Genomic DNA, 15,716 nt, shown 5'->3' with positions numbered 1-15,716 from the left:
ATCCCGGCGGCGGGCCTTCGCCGCCGGGGCACCGAACCCCCTTCCCGCGCCCTCGAAGGAGCGATGACGATGCTTGACACCGCGACCCCGCACCCGACCACGGCCGAGCCCGCGCCTGCGCCGGTCGAGACGCTGCTCGAGGTCAACAACATCGAGGTGATCTACAACCACGTCATCCTCGTGCTCAAAGGCGTGAGCCTGAGCGTGCCGAAAGGCTCGATCACCGCGCTTCTGGGCGGCAACGGGGCGGGCAAGACGACGACGCTCAAGGCGGTGTCGAACCTGCTGCACTCGGAACGCGGCGAGGTCACCAAGGGCGCGATCACCTATCGCGGCGAGAACATCACCACGCTGAACCCGGCCGCGCTGGTCAAGAAGGGCGTGATCCAGGTGATGGAAGGGCGGCACTGCTTCGAGCACCTGACCGTCGAGGAGAACCTGATGACCGGCGCCTATACCCGCACCGACGGGGCGGCGGCGGTGAAGCGCGACCTCGAGATGGTCTACAACTATTTCCCCCGCCTCAAGGAACGCCGCCGCAGCCAGGCCGGCTACACCTCGGGCGGCGAGCAGCAGATGGTGGCGATGGGCCGCGCGCTGATGAGCCGGCCCGAGACGATCCTGCTGGACGAGCCGTCGATGGGCCTTGCCCCGCAGCTCGTCGAGCAGATTTTCCAGATCGTCAAGGCGGTGAACGAGGGCGAGGGGGTGACCTTCCTTCTGGCCGAGCAGAACACCAACGTGGCCCTGCGCTATGCCCATTACGGCTATATCCTCGAAAGCGGCCGGGTGGTGATGGACGGGCAGGCGGCCGCCCTGCGCGAGAACCCGGACGTCAAGGAATTCTACCTCGGGATGTCGGACGAGGGCCGAAAGTCGTTCCGCGACGTGCGCAGCTATCGCCGCCGCAAGCGCTGGCTGGCCTGAGCCGCCCACCCCTGACCCTGCCCGGCCGCGCCTGCGCCCGGCCCTGCCTGACGACATTGACGCCTGCCCCGCGGAGGGATTTCGCATGACCTATTACGACGAGCTGGAAACCCGAAGCGCCGACGCCCGCGCGGCCGATCTGGCCGAGGCGCTGGGCCGCGCCATCGCCAACGCCAAGAACGCCCCGGCGCTCGCCCGGCTGTTGCGTGACGTCGAGCCCGAGGCGGTGCAGAGCCGCGCGGACCTCGCCCGGCTGCCGGTGATCCGCAAGGCGGAACTCTCTGAGGCGCAGAAGAAGAAGCCGCCGTTCGGGGGCTTCACGACCCGCCACCCGCACGAGTTCAACCACGTCTTCCAATCCCCGGGCCCGATCTACGAGCCGGGCCAGATCGACGCCGACTGGTGGCGGCTCGGGCGCTTCGCCTATGCCGCGGGGCTCGGCTCGACCGACATCGTGCAGAACTGCTTCGGCTATCACCTGACCCCCGCGGGGATGATGTTCGAAAGCGCCTGCCGCGCCGTCGGCGCCGCGGTGCTGCCGGCGGGGACGGGGCAGACCGAGCTTCAGGTCCGCGCCGCCGCCGACATCGGCACCACCGCCTATGCGGGGACGCCCGACTACCTCAAGGTCATCCTCGAGAAGGCCGACGAGATGGGCGAGACGCTGAGCCTGACCCGGGCGCTCGTCTCGGGCGGTGCGCTGTTCCCGTCGTTGCGCGCCGCCTATGCCGAGCGCGGCATCGCCACGCTGCAATGCTATGCCACCGCTGACCTGGGGCTGATCGCCTACGAATCCCCCGCGATGGAGGGCATGATCGTCGACGAGGGCGTGATCGTCGAGATCGTGCGCCCCGGCACCGGCGACCCGGTCCCCGAGGGCGAGGTGGGCGAGGTCGTCGTCACCACGCTCAACCGCGACTATCCGCTGATCCGCTTCGCCACCGGCGACCTCAGCGCCGTGCTGCCGGGCGAAAGCCCCTGCGGGCGGACCAACATGCGGATCAAGGGCTGGATGGGCCGCGCCGACCAGACCGCCAAGATCAAGGGGATGTTCGTGCGCCCCGAGCAGGTCGCGGGCCTCGTCGCCCGCCACCCCGAGGTGTCACGCGCCCGTGTCATCGCCGACCGGCAGGATGAAATGGACGTGATGGTCGTGCAACTTGAGACACTTGGGCAGGACCGGGCGATATACGAGGCATCCGTGCTCGAGACGCTGAAGCTCAAGGGCCGGGTTGAGCTGGTTGCGCCGGGATCGCTGCCGAACGACGGCAAGGTGATCGACGACCGCCGCAGCTACGGCTGAACCCGCGTTCCCCGAAGGCCGCGGCGCCCGGGCGCACGACAGGCTTTCAGAGCGTGGCCCGCGAACGGGCCCGGACAAGGGGAACGAGCAATGGTCAGGAACGGGTTTTCGGCGGCGCTGGCCGCCGTGCTGGGGTCGGCGCTGGTGGCGGGCGCCGCGATGGCGCAGCAGGCACCGGTGGTGGTGGGCGGCCAGGGCACGCAGCCCGGCGGCGTCGCGGGCACCATCGCCCAGGCCGCGCAGGACCAGCTGATGTGGGAGCTGACGGTCCAGACCGGGACCGAAGCCGCCTATCGCAACTACCTGAGCCGGAACCCGAACGGGATGCACGCGGCTGAGGCGCGGGCCGCGCTCGGCCGGTTGCAGGCCGGCACGCCGGTGCAGGCGCCGGCGCCCTCGGGCACCGCCACGACCACTACCGTGCCGGTGACGACCCCGGCGCCCGAACTGCCCGCGGGCACCTCGGCCGCCGACGCGGCAAGGGCCGAGGTCGCCGCGGCGACCGGTGCGGTCACGGCGCCGAACGCCAACGCCGCCGGAACCGAGGCGGCGCTGGGCCTCAGCCGCGAGACGCGGCAGGCGGTGCAGGCCGGGCTGACGCGGCTCGGCCATGACACCCGCGGAGTGGACGGGGTCTTCGGCTCGGGCACCCGCCGCGCGATCACCGCCTGGCAGCAGAGCCGCGGCTATCCGGCGACCGGCTATCTCAACGCGGCCCAGGTCGAGGAACTGCGGATCAGCGGCCGTCCCGGCGGGGCCGAGCCTGCGGGCACCGCCACCGCCGCGGCGACCGAGGCGGCGCTGGACCTGACCGCCACGCAGCGGCGGATCATCCAGTCGCGGCTGACCCAGATGGGCCACGACACCCGCGGGGTGGACGGCAAGTTCGGGTCCGGTACGCGCCGGGCGATCACCGCCTGGCAGCGCAGCGCCGGGGTGGCCGCGACCGGCTATCTGACCCGCGCCGACGCCGACGCGATCCTCAACGCGGGCAACACCCCGGTCGTCGGCGGGGGCAGCGTCGATGCCGATGCCGCGGCCCGGGTCGAGCTGGGCCTGAACCTGACCCGCGAGCAGCGGATCGCGGTGCAGCGTGGCCTCGTCGCCGCGGGGCATGACACGCGGGGCGTGGACGGGCAGTTCGGCTCGGGCACGCGGCGGGCGATCCGGGCGTGGCAGGTGGCGCGCGGCGACGCGGCGACCGGCTATCTGACCCGCGCGCAGGCCGATGCGCTGAGCGGGACCGCCCCGGTCGTGGTGCCCGCTCCGGGCACCGGCGGCAGCACGGGCGCCACGGCGGCGTCCGAGGCGGCGCTGAACCTCGGCGCGATCGAGCGGACCGAGGTGCAGACCCGGCTCGCCGCGCTGGGCTATGACCCGCGCGGGATCGACGGCAAGTTCGGGTCCGGCACCCGTGCCGCGATCCGCAGCTGGCAGGGCGACAACGGGCTGACCGCGACCGGCTATCTGAACGCCGACCAGCTCGCCCGCCTGCGCGGCCAGCGCCGCAACTGATCCGGCCCGGCCGCCGCGGAAACCGATCCGCGGCGGCCGGCATTGGGGCAGGGACGGCGAGCATGCCGGCGCTGCGGGAGGCGACGATGACAGCGAAGATTTCCACCCGGGCCCGGGCGGCCCTGACGCTCGGGGCGACGCTCGGGGCCTCGGCCGCGGCCTTGGCGCTGGGGATCGGGATGGCCGCGGCCGAGCCGCGCGCGGTGGTGGTCGGCAATAGTGACTATGCCGAGCTGCCGGACGTGGCGGCGGTCTCGCTGGGACCAGCGCTGCGGACGCTCAAGGCCAGCGGCTACCGGGTGGTCGAGGGCGACGATCTGGTGGCGGCCGACCTTCGCGCGGCACTGTCGGACCTGCTGCGCCCCGACGACCGGCCGGGGCCGCGGCTCGTGGTGCTGAAGGGCCGCTTCGTCCATTCGCGCGGCGAGACGTGGTTTCTGGGCCGCGACGCGGGGACCGTCTCGCTGCTGAGCGTCGGGCTGACCGGCGTGCCGCTGTCAGTCGTGACCGAGGCAATCGAGGGCGGCGACCCGCGGGCGATCCTGATGCTCGGCACCGACCAGAAGCCCTTTGCCACCGGACCCGGGCTGCGGCCCGGCTGGGGCCACATCGCCGCCCGGCCCGGGGTGACGGTGATCGCGGGCTACACCGACGGGATCGGGCGCGCGGCCGAGGTGCTCGCCCGCCCCGACGGGACGGTGGCCGAGGCACTGACCTCGGGGCCGTCGCTGCGGGTGTTGGCGGGCGGCCCGGCGCCCGTGGTCGTGCCCCCGCCGGGCGGGCAGCGGCCGGTCGTGGTGCCTCCGAGTGGCGGGCAGCCCGTGGTGGTGACGCCGCCGCGTCCAGGGCAGCCCGTGGTGGTTCCCGGTGGCCAGCCGGTCCTCGTCCCCCCCGACCAGATCGCCGCGCCGGGCGCCGACGAGCAGGCGGCCTGGACCCGGGCCAAGCGCGCCAACTCGGTCGCCGCCTACCGCGAATTCCTGGGGAAATACCCGCGCAGCATCTATGCGGGCGCCGCCCGCGGCCGGATGGAGGACCTGGACGCCGCCGCCGTCGCCCCGGCCCCCAGCGGCCCGGCCGCGGACGAGGCGGCGCTGCGGCTCGACCGGGCGCAGCGGGCGCAGATCCAGCGGCAGTTGACGCTGCTCACCTATGACACGGGCGGGATCGACGGGGCCTTCGGGGGCCAGACCCGCGCGGCCATCACCCGCTTCCAGCGCGATTCGGGTGTGGCCGCGACCGGCTATCTGACTCGTGCGCAGATCGACCTGCTGGGGCGTAGCGCGGCGATCCGCTCGCGCGGGCTCGAGGCCGAGGCGCGTCAGCGGCAGGAGGCGCGGGACGCCGCCGACAACCGCGACTGGGCTCGGATGAAGGGCGAGGGGGCGGCGGGGGCCGCGGATTACCTCGCCCGCTATCCCGAGGGGCTGCACGCCGACGCCGCGCGCAAGGTGCTGGCCGATGCGGCCCGCGCCGGGGCGGCGGCGACGGGCAGCGAGGGGCCGGCGCGCGAGGCCGACGACCGCGCCTGGGCGCAGGCCACGCGGGGGGATACGGCGGCGGCCTATCGCAGCTACATCGACCGCTATCCCCGCGGCCGCCACACCGCCGAGGCGGAAAATCGCCTCGCCCGGTTCCGCGCGCAGGAGGCGCAGGACGCCGCGGGTGAGGCCGCCCTCGACCTCGCGCCGCCCGTGCGGCTGGTGGTCGAGCAGCGGCTGGCGGCGATGGGGCACGACGTGGGCAAGGTGGACGGGGTGTTCGACGGCAAGACCCGGGCCGCGATCCGGCGCTATCAGGCGTCGCGGAACCTGCGGGCGACGGGCTATCTGAACCAGTCGACCGCCGTCCGGCTGCTGGCCGACACGCTGATCCGGCAGGACTGAGCCGGCGGACCAACGAAAGACGCCCGCGGAGCGATCCGCGGGCGTCGTGTCCTTGCCGATCCGGCGCGGGGCGTCAGCCCTGGCGCGCCTTGAAGCGGCGGTTGGTCTTGTTGATCACGTAGATGCGGCCTTTACGGCGCACGATCTGGCAGTCGCGGTGACGCTCTTTCAGCGAACGCAGCGAGTTGCGAACCTTCATCGGTCTCTCTCCTCATGGCGCGCGCAAGTTGCGCCCGGAAACTGAAATGCCCCCGGTCAATGCCCGGGGGCGGCGAAAATGGTGGGCGGTACTGGGATCGAACCAGTGGCCACTACGATGTCAACGTAGTGCTCTACCGCTGAGCTAACCGCCCGTGCCGTGTGACGCCACGGGCCAGAGCCCGCGGAATCGCGTTGGTCGGGTGTCTATATCGCCAGCCCATCGGGGCCGCAAGTGCCCTTTTCGCGCCCCGCCCCGGCGGGCATAGTGGCGGCGCGCGGGCCCTTTCATCCCGGGCGCGGCAGGGAAGGAACCGGCATGGCCGAGGACGCGGCGGCAGGGCATTCGGGCGGGGTCGAACTGACCCGGCCCGCGCGCTGGCGCGCGGGTGTGATCCTCGCTTCGCCGCATTCGGGGCGCGACTATCCGCCGTGGTTTCTGGCGGAATCGGTGCTGGACCCGCTGGCGCTGCGCTCGTCCGAGGATGCGTATGTCGACCGGCTGATCGCGCCGGCGGTGGCGGCGGGGGCGGTGACGCTCGCGGCGCGGGTGCCGCGGGTGGTGGTGGACCTGAACCGGGGCCCCGAGGACCTGGACCCGGCGGCGATCGACGGGCTGCCGCCCCGGCGGCTCGACGCGCGCATCCTGTCGGGGCTGGGCGTGGTCCCGCGGGTGGTGGCGCGGGGCCGGCCGATCCGGCACGGCAAGCTGTCCGAGGCCGAGGCGCGGCGCCGGATCGAGGCCTACTGGCGCCCCTATCACGCCGCGCTGGCTGCGGTGATGGACGAGGCGGTGGCCACGTTCGGGCGGGCGGTGCTGATCGACGTCCACTCGATGCCGCGCGAGGCGCTGTCCCATCTGAACGCCCCCCGGCCCGACATCGTGCTGGGCGACCGCAACGGCGCCTCGGCCGATCCCGGGGTGAGCGCGCGGGTCCACGGGGCGCTGACCGGGGCGGGGTTCCGGGTGCGCCGGAACTCTCCCTTCGCCGGCGCTTTCGTCGCGGCGGCCTATGGGCGACCGGGGCAGAACCGCCATGTCGTGCAGATCGAGATCGACCGCGGCCTCTACCTCGACGAGGCGATGGTGCGGCCGCACGCGGGCTATGCGGGGTTTGCCGACCGCTTCGCCCGGGTCGTGGCCGAGCTGGCCGGGATCGCCCCCGCCGCACCCGGCCGCATCGCCGCCGAATGACCGACTGAAGGAGAACGCCCGTGCCCGACGCCCTGACCCAGTTCCTGTCCCAGAACGTGGCGCTCATCATCCTGGCGGTGGTGATCCTCTATGCGATCACCGGATCGGTCCGCATCGTCCCGCAGTCCGAGAAATTCGTGGTCGAACGCTTCGGCCGGCTGCGCGCCGTGCTGGGGCCGGGGATCAACTTCACCGTGCCGTTCCTCGACCGGGTGGCGCACCGGATCTCGGTCCTTGAGCGGCAGTTGCCGACCAGCCGGCAGGACGCGATCACCGCCGACAACGTGCTGGTGCAGGTGGAGACCTCGGTTTTCTACCGCATCCTCGAGCCGGAGAAGACCGTCTACCGCATCCGCGACGTGGACGCGGCCATCGCCACCACGGTGGCCGGGATCGTGCGGTCCGAGATCGGCATGATGGAGCTGGACCAGGTCCAGTCGAACCGCGCGCAGCTGATCGACCGGGTGCGCGAATCGGTCGCCAACGTGGTGGACGACTGGGGGATCGAGGTGACGCGGGCCGAGATCCTCGACGTGAACCTCGACGATGCGACGCGGGCGGCGATGCTGCAGCAGTTGAATGCCGAGCGCGCGCGCCGCGCGCAGGTGACCGAGGCCGAGGGCAAGCGCCGGGCGGTGGAGCTGGCTGCCGACGGCGAGCTTTACGCCGCCGAGCAGCAGGCCAAGGCGCGCCGCGTGCTGGCCGACGCCGAGGCCTATGCCACCCGGGCGCTGGCCGACGCGCTCGCCGGGGGTGGGATCGAGGCGGCGCAGTATCAGGTGGCGATGAAGCAGGTCGAGGCGCTGACCGAGGTGGCGACCGGGCAGGGCAAGCAGACGGTGATCCTGCCGGCCGCCGCGCTGGACGCGTTCCGCGACGCGGCGCAATTGTTGAAGGGGCGGTCGTCATGATCGTGTGGACGAACGGCTGGCTGTGGATCATCGCGGCGCTGCTGCTGGCGCTGATCGAGATGATCCTGCCGGGTTATGTCTTCCTCGGCCTCGCCGCGGCGGTGGGGGTGATGGGGGTGGTGCTGCTCGCGGGCCTCTGGGGCTGGGGTCTGCCCGCCGCGCTGGTGGTCACGGCGGTGCTGTCGGGGGTGGCATGGTTCGGCTTCAGCCGGATGGCGGGTGTGGACCGCTCGCGCACCCGCATCTGGCACCGCGACATCAACGACAACGAATGAGCGCGCCGGAGGCCGAGGCGGACGACGACGGCGGCCTCGCCTGGCGGGGGGCCAAGCTGGTGCTGACCTGCGGGGACCGGCTGCTGGTGCTCAGGCGCGACGACATTCCGACGATCAACTGGCCGGGGATGTGGGACCTGCCCGGCGGCGCGCGGGAGCCGGGCGAGGGGCCGCGGGCCTGCGGCCTGCGCGAACTGGCGGAAGAGACGGGGCTGGTGCTGGACCCGGCGCGACTGACCGGCGGGGCGCGGCCCTTGCCGCACAAGCCGGGTCGTTGGGGGTTCTATTTCCACGCCGAGATCACCGCAGCCGAGGCCGCCGCCGCCCGGCTGGGCGATGAGGGGGCCGAGCTGCGGCTGATGCCGGTGGCTGAGTTCGTGGCCCACCCGCAGGCGGTGCCGCATTTCCGTGGCATCGTGGCCGAGATGCTGGGCCTCTAGCCCGCGGCGCGGACGACCGGGCGCAGCGCGTCGCCCTTGACCAGCCACGAGACGGCGAAGGCGAAGGTGGCCACGGTTTCCAGCCAGAACACCGGGCGCAGCGGGGCGAGGCGGGCCGCCACCCCGGGCACCACGAAGATCGCGGCGATGGCGGTGAGGCAGGCGACGATGGTCCAGCCGCAGACCCGGTAGATGCGGTTCGAGCCGCGCTTCTCGCGCCCGTCCTCGGTCCCGCGCACGAACAGGATCAGGCAGAACGCTGCGAGGGCGCCGAAGAAGGCCGTGGCCCCGGCCAGGTGGATCAGCGCCGCGGCCCGGTCGCCGAGCAGGCACTGGCTGAGGGTGCAGATCGCGGGCGCCTCGGGCAGGGTCGGGGCCAGCGCCACGGCGAGCGCGCCGAGCGAGGCGGTGCGGGCGGCCATGCGGTCGCTCAGCACCTCGCCGGGGCGGGGGCGGTAGCCCTCGTAGCTCCACAGGAAGACCGCGTTGGCGGACAGGGTGCCGACGAAGATCTCGCGCATGGGGGTGTAGTGATAGTCCGACATCGTGGGCAGCAGCGTGCCGCCCAGCGTCGCGGCATAGGCGACGAGCGCCGCGGGCAGGAAGAACCCGAGCAGGCCGATGGCGCGGCGGACCCTGAGGAACGACAGCACGAGGTCGTTGTCGGCCCGTTGCAGCGCGCCGCTGATCGCGGCGGCGCGGGTTTCGGATGGGGCGAGCTCAGGGGCGAGCTCAGGGTCGGTGGCAGGGTCGGTCATGGCGGCGCCTCACGCACCCGGCGCGACCCGCCGGGAGGGCGGAGAGTGGGCGGTGCGCCGGGGGCCGTCAACGCCCCTCAGCCGGCGGCCGGCAGCTCTGCCAGGATCGCCTGCGCGGCGGCGCGGGGGTTCGCGGACTGCCAGACAGGGCGGCCCACGACGATGTGGTCGGCGCCGGCGGCGATGGCGGCGGCGGGGGTCTCGATCCGTTTCTGGTCGCCGGCGGCGGCGCCGGCGGGGCGGACGCCGGGGGTGACGATCAGCCCGGCGCCGGGCAGGGCGCGGATGGCCGCGGCCTCGCGCGGGGAACAGATGATCCCGTCGGCGCCGGCCTCGAAGGCGCGGGCCGCGCGCTCAACGGTCAGGTCGTGCAGGTCGCCCGGCGCGATCAGCGCGGCGTCGAGGTCGGCGCGGTCGAGCGAGGTGAGGATCGTCACGGCGAGGATCTTGGTCCCGGTCCCCGCCGCGCCCTGTTTGGCCGCGCGGACCACGTGGGGGTCGCCGTGGACGGTCAGGAAGTCGATGTCGAAGCGGGTCAGGCCGCGAACCGCCGCCTCGACCGTGGCGCCGATGTCGAAGAGCTTCATGTCGAGGAAGATGCGCTTGCCGTGGTCGTCCTTGAGTTCGCGCGCCAAGGCCAGACCGCCGCCGGTCAGCATCCCCAGCCCGATCTTGTAGAACGACACCGCGTCGCCCAGTTGGCGGGCGAGTTCCAGCCCGCTCAGCGCGTCCGGCACGTCCAACGCCACGATCAGTCGGTCGTCCATGGTCCCGGTCCCCTCTGCGATGCCGCGGTCGGGGTCGGCATAGCGGGGCGGGGGGCGGAAAGTCCACCGCCCCGCAGGGGTGCGCCCGCGTGGTTGCGCCCCGGCCGCGTCCGGGCGACCCTCGCGCCTCGTCACAGGGAGAGCGCAGATGACATCATTCACCGAGCGGCTGCGGCAGGCGGCCGAGCCGGGCTGGACCGCCGCCGTCACCCACCGCTTCGTCACCGAGCTTTACCGCGGTGCCGTGCCGCCCGAGGTGATGGCGCGCTATCTGGTGCAGGACTACCGCTTTCTCGATGCGTTCCTGTCGCTGCTCGGGGGGGCGATGGCGACGGCTGACACGGCGGCCGCGCGGCTGCGGCTCGGGCGGTTCGTCGGCATGGTCTCGACAGACGAGAACGACTATTTCCTGCGCGCCTTCGACGCGCTCGGGGTCGGCGCCGCCGCGCGGGCCGCGACGCCTGACCTTGAACCCACACAGGGGTTTCAGGCGATCATGCGCGAGGCGGCGAATAGCGGGTCCTACGCCGCCTGCCTCGCGGTGCTGAACGTGGCCGAGGGCCTCTATCTCGACTGGGCCAGCCGGGCGCCGCAGCCGCTGCCCGAGAGCTTCGTCCATGCCGAGTGGATCACGCTGCACGACAACCCGGACTTCCGCGACTTCGTGGGTTTCCTCGCCGCCGAGCTGGACCGGGTCGGCCCGGCCGAGCCGCAGGTGGCCGAGGATTTCTTCCGCCGTGCGACGGCGCTGGAACTGCGCTTCTTCGACGCAGCTTATGAGGGTTGAAGGTGCGGGTCATTCTTCCCACATCGCGGGAAAGACCTGCCACGCGCCGCGCCATGACGGGCGGCGCACCGGCGGGGGCTGAACGAGGAGAGACTTGATGGACATGGAAAAATTCACCGAGCGGTCGCGCGGCTTCATCCAGGCGGCGCAGACCATCGCGATCCGCGAGACGAACCAGCGCGTGGTGCCCGAGCATCTGCTCAAGGCGCTGATGGACGACGACCAGGGGCTGGCCGCGAACCTGATCACCCGCGCCGGCGCCGACGCCAAGGCGGTGCAGCGCGCGGTCGATGCGGCGGTGGCGAAGCTGCCCAAGGTCTCGGGCGGGGACGGGCAGGTCTATGTGGACCCGAGCCTCGTGCGGGTGCTGGACGAGGCCGAGAAGCTCGCCAAGAAGGCGGGCGACAGCTTCGTGCCGGTCGAGCGCATCCTGATGGCGCTGGCCATGGTGAACACGCGGGCCAAGGACGCGCTGGACGCGGGCAAGGTGACCGCGCAGGCGCTCAACAGCGCGATCAACGACATCCGCAAGGGCCGCACCGCCGACAGCGCCAGTGCCGAGGACACCTTCGAGGCGCTGGGGAAATATGCGCGCGACCTGACCGAGGCCGCCGAGCAGGGCAAGATCGACCCGATCATCGGCCGCGACGAGGAAATCCGCCGCGCCATGCAGGTGCTGAGCCGTCGGACCAAGAACAACCCGGTGCTGATCGGGGAACCGGGCGTCGGCAAGACCGCGATCGCCGAGGGCCTCGCGCTGCGCATCGTGAACGGCGACGTGCCGGAATCCCTGCGCAACAAGAAGCTGATGGCGCTGGACATGGGCGCGCTGATCGCCGGGGCGAAATACCGCGGCGAGTTCGAGGAGCGGCTGAAGGCGATCCTCAAGGAGATCGAGGCCGCGGCCGGCGAGATCATCCTGTTCATCGACGAGCTGCACGTCCTCGTCGGCGCGGGCAAGACCGACGGCGCGATGGACGCCGCGAACCTCATCAAGCCGGCGCTCGCGCGGGGTGAGCTGCATTGCGTGGGCGCCACGACGCTCGACGAATACCGCAAGTACATCGAGAAGGACGCGGCGCTGGCCCGGCGCTTCCAGCCGGTGATGGTCGAGGAGCCGACGGTCGAGGACACGATCTCGATCCTGCGCGGCATCAAGGAGAAGTACGAGCTGCACCACGGGGTGCGGATCAGCGACGCGGCGCTCGTCTCGGCCGCGGTGCTGTCGCATCGCTACATCACCGACCGCTTCCTGCCGGACAAGGCCATCGACCTCGTGGACGAGGCCGCCTCGCGCCTGCGGATGGAGGTGGACAGCAAGCCCGAGGAGCTCGACGCGCTCGACCGGCAGATCCTGCAGATGCAGATCGAGGCCGAGGCGCTGAAGAAAGAGGACGACCAGGCGAGCCGCGACCGGCTCGAGCGGCTCGAGAAGGACCTGTCGAACCTGCAGGAGCGGTCGGCCGAGATGACCGCACGCTGGCAGGCCGAGCGCGACAAGCTGGAAGGCGGGCGGCAGATCAAGGAGCAGCTGGACCGGGCGCGGGCCGAGCTCGAGCAGGCCAAGCGCGAGGGCAACCTCGCCCGCGCGGGCGAGCTGAGCTACGGGATCATCCCCTCGCTCGAGCGGCAGCTGGGCGAGGCCGAGAACCCGACCGAAGGCCCGATGGTCGAAGAGGCCGTGCGCCCTGAGCAGATCGCCGAGGTGGTCGAGCGCTGGACCGGCATCCCGACCAGCAAGCTGATGGAAGGCGAGCGGGACAAGCTTCTCAAGATGGAGGAGGTGCTGGGCCAGCGCGTCATCGGTCAGAACGACGCGGTGATGGCGGTGTCGCAGGCCGTGCGCCGGGCGCGGGCGGGGCTGAACGACCCCAAGCGGCCGCTGGGCAGCTTCCTGTTCCTCGGCCCGACGGGCGTCGGCAAGACCGAGCTGACCAAGGCGATCGCCGAATACATGTTCGACGACGACAGTGCGATGGTGCGCGTCGACATGAGCGAGTTCATGGAGAAGCATTCGGTCAGCCGCCTGATCGGCGCCCCGCCCGGCTATGTCGGCTATGACGAGGGCGGCGTGCTGACCGAGGCGGTGCGGCGCCGGCCCTATCAGGTGATCCTGTTCGACGAGGTCGAGAAGGCGCATCCTGACGTCTTCAACGTGCTGTTGCAGGTGCTCGACGACGGGCAGCTGACCGACGGTCAGGGGCGCAAGGTCGATTTCAAGAACACGCTGATCATCCTGACCTCGAACCTCGGGGCGCAGGCGCTGAGCCAGCTGCCCGAGGGCGCCGACAGTTCGGACGCGCGCGAGCAGGTGATGGCCGCGGTGCGGGCGCATTTCCGGCCCGAGTTCCTGAACCGCCTGGACGAGATCATCATCTTCCACCGGCTGAGCCGGGCGAACATGGACGGGATCGTGAAGATCCAGCTTGCTGGACTCGAGCGGCGGCTGGCGGACCGCAATATCGCGCTGGACGTGGACGAGGCGGCGATGAGCTGGCTGGCCGACGAGGGCTATGACCCGGTGTTCGGGGCGCGGCCCCTCAAGCGGGTGATCCAGCGGTCGCTGCAGAACCCGCTGGCCGAGATGATGCTGGGCGGCGAGGTGCTGGACGGGCAGACGGTCAAGGTGTCGGCCGGACCGGACGGGCTGATCGTGGGCAACCGGGTCAGCGGCGGCAAGCTCGGCAGCGCCGGCGAGCGGCCCGCGGGTGCACCGCTGCAGTAAGCTTGGGACGGCGGTCGCGTCGTGACCGCTTGAACTCAAAGCCCCGGCGTTCGCGCCGGGGCTTTTTCGTCCCGCGGGTCGCTCAATGTCCGGACGCCGCGTCAGGTTCCATCGGAAAATACAGATATTTCCTTGGGTTGGCGGTTAAAAACAGGGCGTCTGATCCCCATATCGAGGGGGATAACGGAAAAGACGCGAAAGGACGCCCGATGCTCCACCTCGATATTCCCTCGCAAGAGCAGTTGAACCGGCTGGCCGACACCCGCAGCGATGCGGCGGTGACGATCTACCTGGCCACCACCCCCACGACCCAACAGGTGGACACGGCGCGGATCAGCCTCAAGAACCTTGCGCGCGAGGCGATCAACCAGCTCGAGGAGATGGGGCTCGACAAGCGCCGCCGCTGGCCGATCGAAGAGCAGCTGGCCGACTTCGACGACGACGAGGAATTCTGGGCGCACCAGGCCCATAGCCTCGCGATCTTCGTGACGCCCGACAAGCTGCGGACCTTCCGGCTGGCCAACGAGATCCCCGACCAGGTCCATGTCTCGGACCGCTTCCACATGAAGCCGCTGCTGCGGGCGACGACCTTCTCGAACGACGCCTATGTGCTGTCGCTGGCAGAGGGCGGGGTGAAGCTTATCGAGGTGCCGGCCTCGGGCGAGGCGCATGAGGTGCGGGTGCCGAACCTGCCCAAGGACGCCTATGACGCGTTGCAGACGACGACGCTGAACGACCGCGCGCCGTCGCGGCGAATCACCGGCGACGAGGGCAAGAACGTCCGCCTGCGGCAGTATGTGCGGATCGTGGACAAGGCGCTGATGGATGTCATCAAGTCCAGCTCGCGGCCGCTGATCATCGCCGCCGCGGACCCGCTGCGCGAGCTCTTCGCCCAGGCGAGCGACTATCCCCACATCGCCCCCGACGCGATCACCGGCAGCCCGGAAGAGAAGTCCGACAACCAGCTCGCCGAAGAGGCGCGCCCGATCCTCGCCAAGCTGCAGGACGCCAAGGTGGCCGAGCTGCGCGACCTCTATGGCGAGCGGTTCGGCGAGGGGCGTGCGTCGAGCGACCTGTCGCAGGTGGCCCGCGCGGCAACCCACGGGGCGGTCGACACGCTGCTGGTGGACATCGACGTGACGGTGCCCGGCACGATCGACGACGACGGGGTGCTGTTCCTCGACGAGGTGGACGACGCCCGCAACTACGGCGTGATTGACGAGATCGCGCTGCGGGTGCTGCGCAACGGCGGCCGGGTGATGGCGGTCCGCGCGGGCGATCTGCCCGAGGGCGCCAAGGACCTCGCCGCGATCCTGCGCTGGGCGGCCTGAGTTGGCCACCGCTTGATACCCGCCGCCGCGCCCTCGCCGAGGGCGCGGCGGTTTCGCGTTCGTGAAGACGGCGCCGCCGCGGCTCGGCTAGGATGCCCCGGCAACAGCGGGAGTAGGCCGATGAAGCTGAGCTGGTCCGATGTCACGCCCGAGGCGCTGGTCCTGAACCGGCGCGGGCTTCTCGCCGGAATGGCGGCGGTTGCCGCGACCCCGGCGTTCGCCCGAGGCGACGCGCCGACCGCGTATGAGGACATCACCGGGTACAACAACTACGTCGAGCTCGGGATGGGGAAATCGGCCCCCGCCGAGAACGCGCACCGGCTGACGATGAGCCCGTGGTCAGTCGAGATCGGCGGGCTGGTCGAGCGCCCCGGCACGCTGACGCTGGACGAGATCGCCCCGGTGGCTGCGCGCGAAGAGCGGATCTACCGCTTCCGCTGTGTCGAGGCCTGGTCGATGGTCGTCCCGTGGGAGGGGGTGCCGCTCGCCGGCGTGCTCGACCGCGCCGGCGTCAAGCCCGAGGCCCGCTTCGTCGCCTTCGAGACGGTCTATCGCCCCGACGAACTGCCGGGTCAGCGCCGCAAGACGCTCGACTGGCCCTACCGTGAGGCGCTGCGGCTGGACGAGGCGCGCCACCCGCTGACGTTCCTGGCCACCGGGCTTTACCGCAAGCCGCTGCCGGCGCAGAGCGGCGGCCC

General features: G+C 71.7%; 15 protein-coding genes and 1 tRNA gene (1 of these 16 cut by a window edge). 12 read left to right on the top strand and 4 right to left on the bottom strand.

All coding sequences use genetic code 11. The features are described 5' to 3' along the window. Positions 1 to 69 precede the first annotated feature (69 nt). From HGN31_RS06900 to HGN31_RS06885, 4 genes are all read left to right on the top strand, one after another. Positions 70 to 927, top strand: a complete 858-nt coding sequence (locus HGN31_RS06900; protein WP_036700836.1) for an ABC transporter ATP-binding protein — start codon at positions 70 to 72, stop codon at positions 925 to 927. 85 nt (positions 928 to 1,012) lie between these two features. Continuing rightward, a complete protein-coding gene (locus HGN31_RS06895) occupies positions 1,013 to 2,230 on the top strand; it encodes a phenylacetate--CoA ligase family protein (protein ID WP_168782747.1) in 1,218 nt (405 codons plus the stop codon). A gap of 90 nt (positions 2,231 to 2,320) precedes the next feature. Next, on the top strand, positions 2,321 to 3,745 hold the full coding sequence (locus HGN31_RS06890) for a peptidoglycan-binding domain-containing protein (RefSeq protein ID WP_168782746.1): 1,425 nt from the start codon (positions 2,321 to 2,323) through the stop codon (positions 3,743 to 3,745). Between the two features lie 86 nt (positions 3,746 to 3,831). After that, on the top strand, positions 3,832 to 5,631 hold the full coding sequence (locus HGN31_RS06885; protein WP_168782745.1) for a peptidoglycan-binding protein: 1,800 nt from the start codon (positions 3,832 to 3,834) through the stop codon (positions 5,629 to 5,631). A gap of 73 nt (positions 5,632 to 5,704) precedes the next feature. Here the strand turns inward: HGN31_RS06885 and ykgO are convergent, their stop codons facing one another. Further along, complete coding sequence (gene ykgO / locus HGN31_RS06880) at positions 5,705 to 5,830, bottom strand: type B 50S ribosomal protein L36 (RefSeq protein WP_036700801.1); 126 nt, start codon at positions 5,828 to 5,830, stop codon at positions 5,705 to 5,707. Positions 5,831 to 5,909: 79 nt separating this feature from the next. Beyond that, positions 5,910 to 5,984 (bottom strand) — tRNA-Val (locus tag HGN31_RS06875). Between the two features lie 164 nt (positions 5,985 to 6,148). Here HGN31_RS06875 and HGN31_RS06870 point away from each other — a divergent pair. From HGN31_RS06870 to HGN31_RS06855, 4 genes are read left to right on the top strand one after another with little or no spacing between them, the layout of a single operon-like run. Continuing rightward, positions 6,149 to 7,024, top strand: coding sequence for an N-formylglutamate amidohydrolase (locus tag HGN31_RS06870; protein ID WP_168782744.1), 876 nt, complete (start codon positions 6,149 to 6,151; stop codon positions 7,022 to 7,024). A 44-nt stretch (positions 7,025 to 7,068) separates the two neighbouring features. Then, entirely contained in the window at positions 7,069 to 7,935 is an 867-nt protein-coding gene (locus HGN31_RS06865; protein WP_425325336.1) for an SPFH domain-containing protein, read from the top strand. After that, positions 7,932 to 8,210, top strand: a complete 279-nt coding sequence (locus tag HGN31_RS06860) for a pectate lyase (protein ID WP_231572751.1) — start codon at positions 7,932 to 7,934, stop codon at positions 8,208 to 8,210. Before HGN31_RS06865 ends, HGN31_RS06860 begins: the two co-directional genes overlap by 4 nt. Next, positions 8,207 to 8,650, top strand: a complete 444-nt coding sequence (locus tag HGN31_RS06855) for an NUDIX domain-containing protein (RefSeq protein WP_168782743.1) — start codon at positions 8,207 to 8,209, stop codon at positions 8,648 to 8,650. Before HGN31_RS06860 ends, HGN31_RS06855 begins: the two co-directional genes overlap by 4 nt. On the opposite strand, the gene HGN31_RS06850 is transcribed toward HGN31_RS06855, so the two are convergent. Together HGN31_RS06850 and pyrF are read right to left on the bottom strand one after the other, a co-directional pair. Continuing rightward, positions 8,647 to 9,408, bottom strand: a complete 762-nt coding sequence (locus HGN31_RS06850) for a DUF998 domain-containing protein (RefSeq protein WP_168782742.1) — start codon at positions 9,406 to 9,408, stop codon at positions 8,647 to 8,649. The two genes, HGN31_RS06855 and HGN31_RS06850, sit on opposite strands and share 4 nt — an antisense overlap. Positions 9,409 to 9,485: 77 nt before the next feature. Next, positions 9,486 to 10,175, bottom strand: a complete 690-nt coding sequence (gene pyrF / locus HGN31_RS06845; protein ID WP_043132870.1) for an orotidine-5'-phosphate decarboxylase — start codon at positions 10,173 to 10,175, stop codon at positions 9,486 to 9,488. A gap of 148 nt (positions 10,176 to 10,323) precedes the next feature. Between pyrF and HGN31_RS06840 the strand changes: the two genes are divergently transcribed. The 4 genes from HGN31_RS06840 to msrP all read left to right on the top strand — a co-directional run. Then, positions 10,324 to 10,962 (top strand): TenA family protein, encoded by a 639-nt coding sequence (locus HGN31_RS06840; RefSeq protein WP_168782741.1) that lies wholly within the window; start codon positions 10,324 to 10,326, stop codon positions 10,960 to 10,962. Positions 10,963 to 11,059: 97 nt separating this feature from the next. After that, positions 11,060 to 13,687 (top strand): ATP-dependent chaperone ClpB, encoded by a 2,628-nt coding sequence (gene clpB, locus HGN31_RS06835; RefSeq protein WP_168782740.1) that lies wholly within the window; start codon positions 11,060 to 11,062, stop codon positions 13,685 to 13,687. 209 nt (positions 13,688 to 13,896) lie between these two features. After that, positions 13,897 to 15,018, top strand: a complete 1,122-nt coding sequence (locus HGN31_RS06830; protein ID WP_036708647.1) for a baeRF11 domain-containing protein — start codon at positions 13,897 to 13,899, stop codon at positions 15,016 to 15,018. Between the two features lie 120 nt (positions 15,019 to 15,138). Beyond that, positions 15,139 to 15,716 carry the 5' portion of a protein-methionine-sulfoxide reductase catalytic subunit MsrP gene (gene msrP, locus HGN31_RS06825; protein WP_043132861.1) on the top strand. It continues 289 nt past the right edge of the window, so the window shows 578 of its 867 coding nt (coding positions 1–578); its start codon is at positions 15,139 to 15,141; its stop codon lies off the right edge, out of view.

Source organism: Paracoccus sanguinis, from assembly GCF_012689545.1.
Classification (GTDB): Bacteria; Pseudomonadota; Alphaproteobacteria; order Rhodobacterales; family Rhodobacteraceae; genus Paracoccus; species Paracoccus panacisoli.
The sequence above is the reverse complement of the archived record's forward strand: the minus strand, read 5'-3'. Positions and strand labels throughout refer to the sequence as shown.

Excerpts from the sequence above, each read along its gene's own strand:
- HGN31_RS06900 (WP_036700836.1), top strand. The coding sequence starts at position 70 with ATGCTTGACACCGCGACCCCGCACCCGACCACGGCCGAGCCCGCGCCT.
- HGN31_RS06895 (WP_168782747.1), top strand. The coding sequence starts at position 1,013 with ATGACCTATTACGACGAGCTGGAAACCCGAAGCGCCGACGCCCGCGCG.
- HGN31_RS06890 (WP_168782746.1), top strand. The coding sequence starts at position 2,321 with ATGGTCAGGAACGGGTTTTCGGCGGCGCTGGCCGCCGTGCTGGGGTCG.
- HGN31_RS06885 (WP_168782745.1), top strand. The coding sequence starts at position 3,832 with ATGACAGCGAAGATTTCCACCCGGGCCCGGGCGGCCCTGACGCTCGGG.
- ykgO (WP_036700801.1), bottom strand. The coding sequence starts at position 5,830 with ATGAAGGTTCGCAACTCGCTGCGTTCGCTGAAAGAGCGTCACCGCGAC.
- HGN31_RS06870 (WP_168782744.1), top strand. The coding sequence starts at position 6,149 with ATGGCCGAGGACGCGGCGGCAGGGCATTCGGGCGGGGTCGAACTGACC.
- HGN31_RS06860 (WP_231572751.1), top strand. The coding sequence starts at position 7,932 with ATGATCGTGTGGACGAACGGCTGGCTGTGGATCATCGCGGCGCTGCTG.
- HGN31_RS06855 (WP_168782743.1), top strand. The coding sequence starts at position 8,207 with ATGAGCGCGCCGGAGGCCGAGGCGGACGACGACGGCGGCCTCGCCTGG.
- HGN31_RS06850 (WP_168782742.1), bottom strand. The coding sequence starts at position 9,408 with ATGACCGACCCTGCCACCGACCCTGAGCTCGCCCCTGAGCTCGCCCCA.
- pyrF (WP_043132870.1), bottom strand. The coding sequence starts at position 10,175 with ATGGACGACCGACTGATCGTGGCGTTGGACGTGCCGGACGCGCTGAGC.
- HGN31_RS06840 (WP_168782741.1), top strand. The coding sequence starts at position 10,324 with ATGACATCATTCACCGAGCGGCTGCGGCAGGCGGCCGAGCCGGGCTGG.
- clpB (WP_168782740.1), top strand. The coding sequence starts at position 11,060 with ATGGACATGGAAAAATTCACCGAGCGGTCGCGCGGCTTCATCCAGGCG.
- HGN31_RS06830 (WP_036708647.1), top strand. The coding sequence starts at position 13,897 with ATGCTCCACCTCGATATTCCCTCGCAAGAGCAGTTGAACCGGCTGGCC.